Origin of the sequence: Peribacillus psychrosaccharolyticus ATCC 23296, from assembly GCF_000305495.1 — a bacterium.
Taxonomy (GTDB): Bacteria; Bacillota; Bacilli; order Bacillales; family DSM-1321; genus Peribacillus; species Peribacillus psychrosaccharolyticus.
On the sequence record NZ_AJTN02000037.1, the window covers coordinates 1 to 12,909 of the forward strand.

The following is a 12,909-nucleotide window of genomic DNA, read 5'->3' on the forward strand; positions in this document are numbered from 1 at the left end:
CTTTGAATGACGGATCGAAACGACCAATAAGCAAGGAGCCGTAACTGGACAAAACCGTTTTAAAAACATGCAAAAAATCTTCTTATTATCTAGTTTTGAAGGAACAACGTTCCTTTATAGTCTGGTAATGATGGCGAAGAGGCCACACCCGTTCCCATTCCGAACACGGAAGTTAAGCTCTTCAGCGCCGATGGTAGTTGGGGGTCTCCCCCTGTGAGAGTAGGACATTGCCAGGCAACAAGAAAGAAAAGATCAGCTGCAGAGCTGGTCTTTTTTTGTGTTTTTTTTCTGAAAAGATAGCGATCCATTTTTAAAAACCTACTTAAAATACGATGCCCTATGGGGTATTTTTGTACTCAAAATAGCGCCCAGACGGGAATAAGCAGTCTCTAGACGGGATTACGGCCATCCTAGACGGGATTACGGCCATCCTAGACGAGAATATGGTCTCTCTAGACGGGATTAATGGCCGGAATAACAGATAAACAGAGAAAATACCCCCCATGGAAGTTTAGTCACCAGGTCTTCGTAAAAAGTGTATCCTAAGAAATAGTCCTAAAGATCAGCGACCCATTTTCAAAAACCAATAAACCATGATACCCAAAGGAGTATTAACCACTCGAAAATAGTGTCCAGACGGGATTAACAACTAGAGCGGAAAAAGGAGAGTAACTCCCCCCATAGAAACTTAGGAGTCAGCAGGTTTTTTAACACACATTGAGTATCGGAACAGGCTTAATGAGTTTATTTTTTTTTGTTTAGTACTTGGTTCAGCCATTGTTTATTCTTTATATACCAGTCAATGGTTTGGCGAATTCCAGTTTCAAAGGTATATGTTGGTTTCCAGCCTAATTGTTCAAGTTTAGTTGGATCAATTGCGTAGCGTTTATCATGTCCTAGACGGTCTTCGACGTGTTCAATTAACTTCTCGGATTTTCCGATGGTATGGATGATGGTTCTAACGACGTCTAAATTTGTTTTTTCGTTATGCCCGCCTATATTGTAGACTTCGCCATTGATTCCTTTATGAAGAATTGCATCAATAGCTGTACAATGATCGTATACATGCAGCCAGTCTCGTATGTTTTGGCCGTTCCCGTAAATGGGTACTTTTTTATCATTGAGAATCTTGGATATGGTTAGTGGAATTAGTTTTTCTGGAAATTGAAATGGACCGTAATTATTTGAGCATCTGGTTATATTTACTGGTAATTGATAGGTTTCTGCATAGGCGCGAACGAGTAAATCGGAGGATGCTTTGCTGGCACTATAAGGGCTGTTTGGTTGTAATGGCGTTGTTTCAGTAAAAAAATTTGTTTTATCAAAATCTAATTCTCCATATACTTCGTCCGTGGAGATATGAATGAATTTAGAGATTTTCGTCTGTTTTGCTGCTTGCAATAAGTTCTGTGTACCAAGTACGTTGGTTAAAATAAACTGTTCGGGATTAGCAATGGAGCGGTCCACATGGCTTTCTGCAGCAAAGTGGATGACATAGTCGAACTCTTTTTCTATGCATAGATTACTTAATTGTTCCTTATCTGTGATATCTATATGGGTAAAATGATAGTTTGGAAGATTTTCGACTTCTTGATGCTTCGTTAACTCGCCTGCATACGTTAATGCATCAAGATTAACTACTTCATATTCGGGATATTTATTTAGTATATAGTGGACGAAATTCCCTCCAATAAATCCTGCACCACCAGTAATAAGGATTTTTTTCTTCACCATTTTATTTCACCTCATCATTCAATTCCGTTAAATAACGTGCGAGTGCGTCCTGCCAATTGGGAAGGGGGCTAAAGCCATTTTCTATTAGTTTTGCTTTTGATAGACGGGAATTCTTGGGACGTTTTGCTTTAGTAGGGAATTCCTCACTTGTAATGGGGTGGACAGAAACAGAGCGATTATCTAGTTTGAATAATTCTTCTGCAAAATCTGACCAGCTGCATACTCCAGAATTGGCAGCATGATATATTCCATATTGCTCTGTTTGAATCATATCAAGTAATAGGATGGACAAATCCCTCGTGTATGTTGGAGCACCGATTTGATCACCTACTACACGAACTACTGGTTGTGATTCGGCCAGTTTACGCATCGTTTTAATAAAGTTACTGCCGTTAATACCGAAAACCCATGAAATTCGCACAATAAAAAAGTGAGATAACATGGTTTCAATTATTTGTTCGCCTTTATATTTTGTTTTTCCATAGTATCCTATTGGATTGGGTTGATCTGACTCTGTAAAGGCATTAGTTCCTTTTCCATCAAACACATAGTCGGTGCTAAGATAAACAAACTTTGCACCCGTTTCTTTTGCTGCTTCAGCTAGATATCTTGTTCCGTTTACATTCACATCGTAACATCGTTCCTTATCATCTTCAGCAAGATCTACAGATGTATAAGCAGCACAATGAATAATAGCGTCAGGGTTTAGTTGAGTAATATAGGCTCGAACATTTTGTTCATTGGTGATATCTAAATCCTTTGATCCTGTTCCATACATCTGGAAACCTCTTTGTTTTCCTTCTCGAACTACATCGTAACCAAGCTGCCCCGTATATCCAGTGACAACTATTTTCATTCTATTTCACCAAAATGATGTCGAGCATTTTTTAATAGTGGAGCCTCTTCATCTTTTTTAGCTAATATCGGAGTGACATGGCCGGGCCATTTAATATCGAGTGCAGGATCATTCCAAAGAATTCCGTAGTCATGTTCTTTTGAATAAAGTTCGTCTACTTTATATTGAACTTCTGTATCAGCAATTAACGTCATAAACCCATGAGCAAAACCCTTAGGAACGAGTAATTGCTTTTTATTATCTGCACTGAGTTCTATGCCAACCCATTTAGTGTATGTTGGGCTGTGTTTACGGATGTCCACTGCTACATCAAAAATTGCACCTTTGGTACAACGAACAAGCTTTGACTGAGCTTTTGGATTTAGCTGATAATGCAATCCACGAACGGTTCCTTCCTTTTCTGAAAAGGAATGATTGTCTTGTACGAAGTGAAGGGAGAGTCCAGCTTTTTTAAGCGTCTCTTCGTTATATGTCTCCATAAACCAGCCGCGACTGTCCCCGAAAACGGAAGGAGTAAGTATGAACACTCCATCTAGTATGGTTTTGATGATTTCCATCTGACACCTCTTCTTTATTTTGCAAATGGTTTTTGATCAGCAATTCGAATTAGGTACTGACCATATTGATTCTTCTTTAGAGGGGCAGCTAATTCGAGTAAGTTATCTTTAGTAATATACCCCTGGTTATAAGCGATTTCTTCAATGCAGGCTATTTTCATACTTTGGATCTTTTCAATGGTCTCAATAAATTGCGAAGCCTCTAGTAAGGATTCGTGTGTTCCTGTATCTAACCAAGCAAATCCTCTTCCTAATATTTCGACATGCAGGTTCCCATGGTCTAGATAGGCTTGATTAATATCCGTAATTTCAAGTTCACCGCGAGCAGAGGGCTTTATTTTTTTTGCTAGATCAACAACGGAGTTATCATAAAAATATAACCCGGTTACCGCATAGTTTGATTTAGGAGTAATCGGTTTTTCTTCGAGTGAAATTGCTCGAGCGTGTTCATCAAATTCTACCACTCCAAATCGCTCGGGATCATGTACATAATAACCAAATACCGTGGCGCCATCTTTTCTGCTGGCTGCCTTCCTCAGTTTATCTGTCAGCCCATGACCGTAGAAAACATTATCACCCAAAACTAGTGCCACATCTTCTTCACCAATAAATTTTTCTCCAATAAGGAATGCTTGCGCAAGGCCGCCAGGATATTCTTGTTCTTCATAATTAATGTACAAGCCTAAATGAGAGCCGTCGTTGAACAGCTGTTTGAAACGTCCTATATCCTGAGGGGTGGAAATAATTAAGATTTCTCGGATCCCGGCAAGCATAAGAACAGATAATGGGTAATAAATCATTGGTTTATCATAAATAGGCAGTAACTGCTTGGACATTCCTTTTGTGAGAGGATATAATCTAGTCCCGCTGCCTCCGGCTAAAATGATTCCTTTCATAGTAACACCTCTGGTTTAGTTGCTTTTGTGAATACATAGTGATGATGCTCTATCATATGTTTTTCTTTTCAAATGGTGATGAGGAAGAAAGTAATATTGGGATTGTGCATAGAAAAAAATCCTCACAGAAGATGTGAGAATCATTATTTAAACTTTTTCAGCAACGATTAAAAACTGATAGATGAAAGCATCTGTAGCCAGTGAATCAGTATCTAGCCCAAAGGCTTTTCCAATCGGTCCTAGATTTGCAGCGAGTAGATGGTCAGCTTCGGAATAGCCAATCGTTGTACCAGATAGTATTTTTATGACTAAGTTTTCTGGGAACAGCGTGTGTAAGGTTTTGCGCGTGAAAAAACGTAAATGAGTTCGATCTAATAAACCTGCATCTCTATATGAGAAGTCAGCTTGCATTAGTTCTTTTATAATTTCTATATTTGCAATATTCGGTAAAGAAATAACAAGTTGACCACCGTCATTCAACAAAGCGGTTAGATCTTTTACAATTTTCCAGGGATCGCGTAAATGTTCTAAAACATCCGCACACACGATGCAATCAAATGTACCCAATTTAGACAAGTCAAAATCTTCAACATCAGCTGAATAGACGGTATCTAGATTATGTTTGGCAAATTCTGCTAAATTAGAATCAACTTCAATTCCAATTACTTCACAATTATATTTTTCTTTTAAATCAATGGCCATTGCACCCATTCCGCAACCAAGTTCCAGGACTCTTTTTGAATGAGTAGGGATTAAATTAAGTACTTCTGGTCGAGAAAATGTATAGGAGTTTGCATTGAATCCCCATTTTTCGTAAAGCTTGCTTTTGTTCGTGTACATTAACTGATTAAAATTAATCGAACTATTTTTGAAGGTAACACTTCCGTAATGATGAACATATGAATCTTGTGCTATATAGAGCTCATATCCCTCACGAAGTGCACGCATGCATAAATCATCATCTTCGTAGTTACCTATTCCAAAAGATTCATCAAACAATCCTATTTCGTCTAAAACTTTCTTTTTGCATGCTAAAGCGAATCCTACTAATCTTAAGACTTTTTTCTTCTCGCCTATTCTCTCTTTAACATAGTCAGCAGCAAAATCCTCTAATCCTTCTAGTGTATCTTGATTATAAGTTACAGAAATACGTTGGTTACCAGAAATATTATTGGAAACTGGTCCTACAATACCAATTTTATCATTCGAATATAAGGTGTTTATTATAGAGTCTAGCCATCCAGGTGTAACAACTGTATCGTTATTCAAAAAGAGTATGATATCTCCCGTTGCTTTTTGAACTCCTAGATTATTCCCCTTAGCAAACCCTACATTCTCTTTATTTTCGATGACCGTAATATCATCTTGTTCAGATAAATAAGCTACAGTTTCATCCTCTGATCCATTATCAACGACAATGATTTCATAGTCGTGAGTATGGGTTCTGATACTGTCTAAACACTTTTTTGTATAATCGATTTGATTGTGAGTCAATAGTATAATGGAAGTTTTCATAAGTACCTCCCGGTTATTGTTAAATTAGATCCTTCTATTTATATGAAGAGTAGAGGTATTGGTGCTAATATATTGTTCGGTTTCGAAGTCTGAACTCACATTTAAAACATCTTCGCATATTTATAAACATATATTTATTGGCATAAGTGCTAAGACAAAACACTATGGAGGGAATGCGTTTGAGTGAGCATTCAAGTTATGAGGATTACGCTTCTAAAAATGTAAATTATTATCAGGGCATCAATAATACGCTATTAGGGATGGTACCATCGAATGTGAAGCAGGTACTTGATATAGGATGTGGCGAAGGGAACTTAGGGGCAGCTATAAAAACCGAAACTAGTGCTTATGTTGCAGGGGTTGAGCTGTTTTCAAGTGCTGCAGAAATTGCTGCAACTAGACTAGATGAAGTCATCGTAGAAAACATTGAAAACGTCAATCCCTCAGATTTAGCTTTCGCCAGAAATCAATTTGATGCTATTATGTTTGGCGATGTCTTGGAACACTTAATTAATCCTGCACACGTATTAAAAAAAGTGAAACCACTCCTGTCGAATAATGGCTGTGTGTTGGCCAGCATTCCTAACGTCGGGCATATTACAATTATTGAGAGCCTTCTGGCTGGATTATGGACATATACAGATGCGGGGCTTCTAGATAAAACACATTATCGTTTTTTTACACGGCGTGAGATTGTGATGCTTTTTGAGTCTAGTGGGTACGTTGTGGAAAATTTAATGATTATCCCATTTTCGAATCCTCGTTACGATCAAATGATTGAAGCGCTTGAGGCAGTGAATCAAAAGTTCCAAATTAGTACTGATCATTTTAAAACAGAAGCTAGTGCTTATCAATATGTTATTAAGGCAAAACCGATTTAATTAAGGGGGACATTTTTATTAATGTAAAAGTGTGTTTTATTTCTTGTGTGAATGATGAAGAACAATATAACGAGTGTATCCGGCATATTCAACATCTAAGTGTACCGTCACATGTACAGATTGAACTGCTCCCAATACGTAATGCTGATAGTATGGCCAGTGGTTATAATGAAGCGATGATACAAACCGATGCAAAATATAAGGTCTATTTGCATCAAGATACTATGATTATAAATAAAAACTTTTTGTATGATTTACTATTTTTATTTACTAACCATTCTCATCTTGGAATGTTTGGTGTCATTGGTGCTAAGACAATTCCAGATAACGGTATTTGGTGGGAAAGTCTAAGAACAGCTGGAAAAATCATTGAACACCGATCTACTTACCGATATCTATTATTTGAAGAGGCCGACTACGCATATCAGGAAGTCCAGACATTAGATGGTGTGATAATGGCAACTCAGTATGATCTTCCATGGGCTGAAATTCCTTTTAATGGATGGCATTTATATGATACTTCACAATGCCTACAATTTATCGAACATGGATATGTTGTAGGGATTCCGTATCAGCCATTTCCTTGGGTGCTGCACGAATGTGGAGAAATTACTGATACAAAAACGTATAGCCATTATTTGAATATATTCAAAGAATGGAGAAATAAAATGAAAGAAAGTTAAATGCAGCCTTCTTTCATTTAGGTGTTTATCATACTTATTTGAGGAAGAGTATGGTAAACTGTTTTAGAAGAAAAAATCTATACAATTAATTGAATAACAGGGGGGCTTGCACATGCAGGCTGAGAGTAAGCGAAAAGTAGCTTTGACCCTATAACCTGATTTGGATAATGCCAACGTAGGGAATCAACTTTACATGAATGTTATGTTAAGCGGTATACCCTATAGAGGTATATCGCTTTTTTGATTTTTATTGAATAGGGGTTGGGGAGAATAAGATGAGTGGTGAAAGAACAAGTCTAAGCCAATTTAGTCTTTGGTTTGGAGCAGCTGTATCGATCGCAGAAATGCTTACAGGGGCTCTTATTGCACCATTAGGATTCAAAAATGGGATGGCGGCGATCCTCATCGGTCATGTGATAGGAGGATTTATTCTCTTTATGGCTGGTTCGATTGGTGCAAAAAGTAAATTATCTTCTAGTGAATCCACTAGAATTTCTTTTGGTACATATGGTTCCTATTTGTTTTCATTACTAAATATCATTCAGCTTCTTGGATGGACCGCCGTCATGATTATCGGAGGGGCGAAGACGTTAAATGTTGTAACGATTCAGCTTTTTGGCATGAACAATGAGGTGGTATGGAGTATTCTCATTGGTTTCCTTATTATCATTTGGATTTCACTGGGTATGAAGAATGTATCGTATGTAAATGGGATCGCTGTCGGTATTCTATTTATTTTTACGATAATCCTTGGTGTGACCGTTTTTTCTAATGAGTTAATTCCTGTGGGAGAAATGACTGGAAAGATGACATTTGGTACGGCTGTCGAGTTGAATGTGGCAATGGCATTATCATGGCTGCCATTAATCGCTGATTATACAAAACATGTAGAAAAGGAAAAGTCAGGTACCTTTTATAGTGTGCTGGGATATTTCATAGGAAGCATTCTTATGTTTGTCATCGGGTTAGGCGCGTCTTTATATGTAGGCACAACTGATATTGCGAGTATCTTGCTTTCAGCGGGGTTAGGGGGAGTTGCACTGTTTATCGTTCTTTTCGCAACTATCACGACGACTTTTTTAGACGTCTATTCTGCGGGAATCAGTTTCCAGAATATCAGTCACAGAATTAGTGAAAAAAATGCAGGAATACTAGTTTGTATTCTAGGTGTCGTTCTGGCTGTCTTTGTTCCCATTACGCAATATGAACATTTCTTATATCTCATTGGTTCGGTATTTGCACCATTATTTGCTATTTTACTTACCGAGTATTTTATTTTCAAAAAAACGTCGATTAACAAAGGTACGCTTATTAATCTAAGTAACATAGTGATATGGGTTCTTGGTGTCATCGGTTATCGCTTATTCCTGCCAATTGGTTCTGTGGCTGGGGTTACGCTTCCAATCATGATTGCTACGGGACTCGTAACGATAATCCTAAATGGGGGTAGAAAAGTATGGAAGAAAAAATTCTGAAAAATGTCTTACTGCGTACACCAATTGTTCATAATATCACCAATTACGTAACAGTAAACGATTGTGCAAATATTATTTTAGCTTGCGGTGGTTCGCCGATTATGGCCGATGATTATAATGAGGTAGAAGAAATTACATGTATTTGCAACAGTTTGGTAATTAATATTGGAACATTAAATGAAAGTACTATTCTTTCAATGATTAAATCAGGAAAGAAAGCCAATGAGCTGGGAATCCCGGTTATATTAGACCCGGTAGGAGCAGGTGCTTCTGCTTTTCGTTCTAATACTGTTCGGAAGCTGCTTGATGAAATTCGCTTTTCAGTGATTAGGGGAAATATATCTGAAATAAAAACAGTGTATGAAGGAAGTGGTTCAACAAAGGGTGTCGATGCAGCACAAACGGATGCTATAAACGAATCCAATCTAGATGAAATCATTAAGTTAGCGCAGCATTTAAGCGAAAAAACTGGAGCGGTCATTGCGATTACGGGTGCTGTTGATCTAGTTGCAGTCGAAAATAAGGCATATGTCATAAGAAATGGACACAAGATGATGTCTCAAATAACAGGGACTGGCTGTATGCTGACAGCTGTGATTGGAACCTTTTGCGGCGGTAATCCCGACCAATTACTAGAAAGCACAAAAACAGCTGTTTGTGCGATGGGAATTAGCGGTGAGCTTGCGTATCAAAAGACAAAGCGTACAAATGGCGGTACCTCTTCCTTCAGAACCTACTTAATCGATTATATGAGTAAAATCGACACTACATTATTGAAAGAGGGTAGTAAAATTGAAAGCAGATAAACAATCCATGCTGCTGTATGCAGTCACTGACCGAATGTGGATAGGTGAAAGGACATTGAGTGAACAAGTCGAGGAAGCACTAAAGGGCGGAGCAACCTTTATCCAATTACGTGAAAAGACCTTAGAATATGATGAATTCTTAAAGGAAGCTAAGCAAATAAAGGAAGTAACGGATCGTTATCAAATTCCATTTGTGATTAATGATTACGTGAAGGTGGCCGTTAATTGCGGTGCAGATGGTGTTCATATTGGCCAAGACGATCTTGGAATCGAGGATGTACGGAAATTGGTTGGTCCTGATAGAATAGTGGGCGTATCAGTTCAAACCGTTGAGCAGGCAATAGCCGCTGAGAAAAATGGGGCGGATTATCTTGGAGCAGGCTCTATGTTCAGTACTTCAACAAAAATGGATGCAGAAATGGTAACTTTCGAAACATTAAAGGAAATTTGTGAAGCTGTGAATATCCCGGTTGTTGCCATAGGGGGCATTAATCAAAGTAATATTCTTGAACTAAGCGGAACTGGAGTGGACGGAGCTGCCATTATATCGGCGATTTTTGCGGCATCAGATATTAAAGAAGCGAGTAGGGAATTGCATGTTCTTTCAACAAAAATGATTCAAAAATAGAAATGAGGGGTTTTATTGAAAAAAGTACTTAGTATTGCGGGTTCAGATTGCAGCGGTGGAGCCGGTATCCAAGCAGATATAAAAACCATCACAGCACATAAGATGTACGCGATGAGTGTAATCACAGCTTTGACAGCTCAAAATACGTTGGGAGTAAAGGGGGTCCTTGAAACACAACCAGAATTTGTTGGATTGCAGTTAGACTGTATTATGACTGATATTTTCCCAGATAGCGTGAAAATAGGAATGGTATCTTCACCAGACATTATTAGGGTGATCGCTGAAAAGTTGGTGGAGTATAAACCAAATCATATTGTACTTGATCCGGTTATGATTTCTACAAGCGGCAGTCGGTTATTGAGTGAAGAGGCAATGGAAAGTCTTCTAACCGAATTGATGCCGCAAGCCACACTCATTACCCCGAATATCCCTGAAGCAGAAGCAATTTCTGGGGTAAGAATTACTGACAAGGAAGATATGCAAACCGCTGCTGTTAAAATTGCACAAATCTATTCCGGAAATATTTTAATAAAAGGAGGGCATCTTGCTGTGGCAGCAGATGACTTACTGTACATTGATGGAGAGTTTACTTGGTTTTCAGGTGAAAGAATTGATAATCCCAATACGCATGGTACAGGCTGTACGCTGTCTTCAAGTATAGCGTGTCACTTAGCAACTGGAGCAGATATGAAGACAAGTATTCAACTGGCCAAAAACTATCTTACTGGCGCTCTTAAAAACGACCTTAATCTAGGCAAGGGCAGCGGACCTCTAAATCATATGTATGACCTATAAATGAATACAAAAAAATCCCTCATTCCCATGTGAGAAATTAGTATTATTCTATGTGATTAAATGCTAGAAAGGGGAGCAGCCATTGATTTGGTTACAACCTTTTTTAGCTTTAAAATTTAAGTGCTCTGTAGTCAGGTTACCCTGGCCTGTAATGTATGCACTTTTAGGAATCAAGGCATCAATATAGACCGTAGCATAGGTAGATTTATTTTGATTTAGTTCTTCGAATAATTCACCTCATATAACCTCTCCTTTTATTTTGTCGCCGCGTGGATAAATCATTTAAATCCTTGTGCTCCCATCTACTGATGAATTCTATATAGCTGTTTTTAAACCATAAAAAACAATCCCTCATTCACATGGAATGAGGGATTCATAGAAGGAAAGAAAAAACTAGAGTGGTCATCGACCGTCCATTGCAGTAGTTGGTTATTGGTGACAGATAAATGTATAATGGGTCATTTGATGATAGGTTGAGCCCTTTGCCATTTTTTTTATTGTACCAAAGTACAGCGGGATTCCTTCTATGCCTTGAAGGGGAGTCTCACCTCTTCAAGGGTTAAAAATACTTTTCACTGTCAAATTCTAATTCGATCGTATAGTTGATGGCATTGATTAAATTCGAGAGCTTGTTAGCGCGACGCTCCAGCTCAATGGCTTTGACTCGATATGTTTCTGGCTCAAAGGTAGCTGTTCGTACAATTGAAACGGTCTCGCTGAAGGAATGAACGTACTCTTCCTTTGGAGCGGCCCCATACTCTTTGCATTTCCGGGCCTGAGCGCGAAGCTGGGTTGCAAGTTCAATGGCTTCAACAATGGGAATAGAGTCAGTTTCTAACAGTATGTTGTTTTCAATATTGGCTTGATACATCAATTTATCAAGTAAGCGGAAGTCTTTTCGAACTTCTTCAATATCTTGTTCGACATTTTGCAGAGTTCGTGCTTGCTTGGGCAATTTGCTGCCTTTTTCAACTTCAATAAAGGCTGCACGATCCATTTCATCTTCTAATTCATGGATTCTTTTTGATAGTACACTTTTTAGCTTCACAGCTTCTGCTAGAGAAAGTTTCGCCATAAGTACACTCCTTTTTATGTAACTTATAATTCCGTAATATACCATTTACTAGAATACTTGTACAACAAAGATGCTTCTCTGTAATCAGGGAAAGCATCTTTTCTTTTAATCAGTAGTAATCATCGGATACAGCCAATTTTCACGGGCAATATTAGCGGCTAATTCTTTGTTTTTATCGTCAAAAGCTTGAAGAATGGCTTCGTGTTCATTAATTGATTCGTTCCTGAGAATAATAGATTTATGAAAATAGAGACGGCGTACATGTGATTGTAAGGTGGAGACAGTATTTAAAATATATGGGTTATCGGTCGTTTCTATTATGATTTGATGAAATTGTTCATCAAGTTTCAATGCTAGATGAAAATTATGATTGTTCACTGCTTCAGCAAACTGGTTATTTATCATCCGTAAGGTCCGGATTGTATTCTGATTAATGACTTCGGCAGCAATTTCTGTCGCTAATGCTTGCAAGGCAGCTAAGGGTGGAAGTATTTTTAGAATATCTTCCTTATTGACAGGGGTTACCTGGGTACCAACGCCTGGGAACATTTCAACAAACCCTTGAACATTGAGTAATTGTAATGCTTCTCGAATAGGCGTGCGACTTACGCCCAAAGCATGTGCAAAATCAGCATCATTTAACTTTTCCTGTGGCTGCAGGGTACCATCGATAATCCATTCAAGAATTTGAGTGTAAGCACGATTTTTTGCGGATACACGAGCTGGTGTAGAGAAGTTAACAGGTATAGGCATATTGTCTCCCCTCTATTTAGATAAATAAGATAAATTTTACTATATTTTATATTATAGCATACTATTTTTCTGGTAAAACGCAATATATCGCTTCAATATATTTTGAAGATTATCGATGGATAAAGACTTTCTAAACGTTGAATTTTCATTTTTATCATGTAATATATTGCATGTATATAATTTGTATGTTATATTTCGATAATATTACCTGAATATTTCGTTAGAAAAATGAAAGTATGAATATGTTATTGCTAG

Annotated in this window: 13 protein-coding genes, 1 rRNA gene and 1 riboswitch; of the genes, 7 read left to right on the forward strand and 7 right to left on the reverse strand. The window is 37.9% G+C overall.

What is annotated here, in order from left to right:
- The first annotated feature begins 120 nt into the window (after positions 1-120).
- Positions 121-236, forward strand: a 5S ribosomal RNA gene (rrf, locus tag WYK_RS04270).
- 508 nt (positions 237-744) lie between these two features.
- Here rrf and rfbB read toward each other — a convergent pair.
- The 5 genes from rfbB to WYK_RS04295 form a co-directional block, all read right to left on the reverse strand.
- On the reverse strand, positions 745-1,734 hold the full coding sequence (gene rfbB / locus WYK_RS04275) for a dTDP-glucose 4,6-dehydratase (RefSeq protein WP_040373362.1): 990 nt from the start codon (positions 1,732-1,734) through the stop codon (positions 745-747).
- A gap of 1 nt (position 1,735) precedes the next feature.
- Positions 1,736-2,590 carry a dTDP-4-dehydrorhamnose reductase gene (gene rfbD / locus WYK_RS04280; RefSeq protein ID WP_040373363.1) on the reverse strand — a complete coding sequence of 285 codons (855 nt, stop codon included), beginning with the start codon at positions 2,588-2,590 and terminating at the stop codon, positions 1,736-1,738.
- Complete coding sequence (gene rfbC, locus WYK_RS04285) at positions 2,587-3,147, reverse strand: dTDP-4-dehydrorhamnose 3,5-epimerase (protein ID WP_040373364.1); 561 nt, start codon at positions 3,145-3,147, stop codon at positions 2,587-2,589. The genes rfbD and rfbC overlap by 4 nt, the downstream gene beginning before the upstream one ends.
- 14 nt (positions 3,148-3,161) lie before the next feature.
- A complete protein-coding gene (gene rfbA, locus WYK_RS04290) occupies positions 3,162-4,043 on the reverse strand; it encodes a glucose-1-phosphate thymidylyltransferase RfbA (protein ID WP_040373365.1) in 882 nt (293 codons plus the stop codon).
- A gap of 147 nt (positions 4,044-4,190) precedes the next feature.
- Positions 4,191-5,558, reverse strand: a complete 1,368-nt coding sequence (locus tag WYK_RS04295; RefSeq protein WP_040373366.1) for a bifunctional glycosyltransferase family 2 protein/class I SAM-dependent methyltransferase — start codon at positions 5,556-5,558, stop codon at positions 4,191-4,193.
- A gap of 173 nt (positions 5,559-5,731) precedes the next feature.
- Between WYK_RS04295 and WYK_RS04300 the strand changes: the two genes are divergently transcribed.
- The 6 genes from WYK_RS04300 to thiD all read left to right on the forward strand — a co-directional run bounded on the left by WYK_RS04300 (position 5,732) and on the right by thiD (position 10,826).
- Positions 5,732-6,439 carry a class I SAM-dependent methyltransferase gene (locus tag WYK_RS04300; RefSeq protein WP_040373367.1) on the forward strand — a complete coding sequence of 236 codons (708 nt, stop codon included), beginning with the start codon at positions 5,732-5,734 and terminating at the stop codon, positions 6,437-6,439.
- Positions 6,440-6,468: 29 nt separating this feature from the next.
- Entirely contained in the window at positions 6,469-7,122 is a 654-nt protein-coding gene (locus WYK_RS04305) for a glycosyltransferase family protein (protein WP_326238976.1), read from the forward strand.
- Between the two features lie 88 nt (positions 7,123-7,210).
- A riboswitch (TPP riboswitch) is annotated at positions 7,211-7,321 on the forward strand.
- Between the two features lie 76 nt (positions 7,322-7,397).
- Positions 7,398-8,597, forward strand: a complete 1,200-nt coding sequence (cytX, locus tag WYK_RS04310) for a putative hydroxymethylpyrimidine transporter CytX (RefSeq protein ID WP_040373369.1) — start codon at positions 7,398-7,400, stop codon at positions 8,595-8,597.
- Positions 8,579-9,403, forward strand: a complete 825-nt coding sequence (gene thiM / locus WYK_RS04315) for a hydroxyethylthiazole kinase (protein WP_040373370.1) — start codon at positions 8,579-8,581, stop codon at positions 9,401-9,403. Before cytX ends, thiM begins: the two co-directional genes overlap by 19 nt.
- Positions 9,390-10,031, forward strand: coding sequence for a thiamine phosphate synthase (thiE, locus tag WYK_RS04320; protein ID WP_040373371.1), 642 nt, complete (start codon positions 9,390-9,392; stop codon positions 10,029-10,031). Before thiM ends, thiE begins: the two co-directional genes overlap by 14 nt.
- A gap of 15 nt (positions 10,032-10,046) precedes the next feature.
- A complete protein-coding gene (gene thiD, locus WYK_RS04325; protein WP_040373372.1) occupies positions 10,047-10,826 on the forward strand; it encodes a bifunctional hydroxymethylpyrimidine kinase/phosphomethylpyrimidine kinase in 780 nt (259 codons plus the stop codon).
- 559 nt (positions 10,827-11,385) lie between these two features.
- Here the strand turns inward: thiD and WYK_RS04330 are convergent.
- Together WYK_RS04330 and WYK_RS04335 are read right to left on the reverse strand one after the other, a co-directional pair.
- Positions 11,386-11,901 carry a hypothetical protein gene (locus WYK_RS04330; RefSeq protein WP_040373373.1) on the reverse strand — a complete coding sequence of 172 codons (516 nt, stop codon included), beginning with the start codon at positions 11,899-11,901 and terminating at the stop codon, positions 11,386-11,388.
- Between the two features lie 105 nt (positions 11,902-12,006).
- Positions 12,007-12,654, reverse strand: coding sequence for a GntR family transcriptional regulator (locus WYK_RS04335; RefSeq protein WP_040373374.1), 648 nt, complete (start codon positions 12,652-12,654; stop codon positions 12,007-12,009).
- Positions 12,655-12,909: the final 255 nt, after the last annotated feature.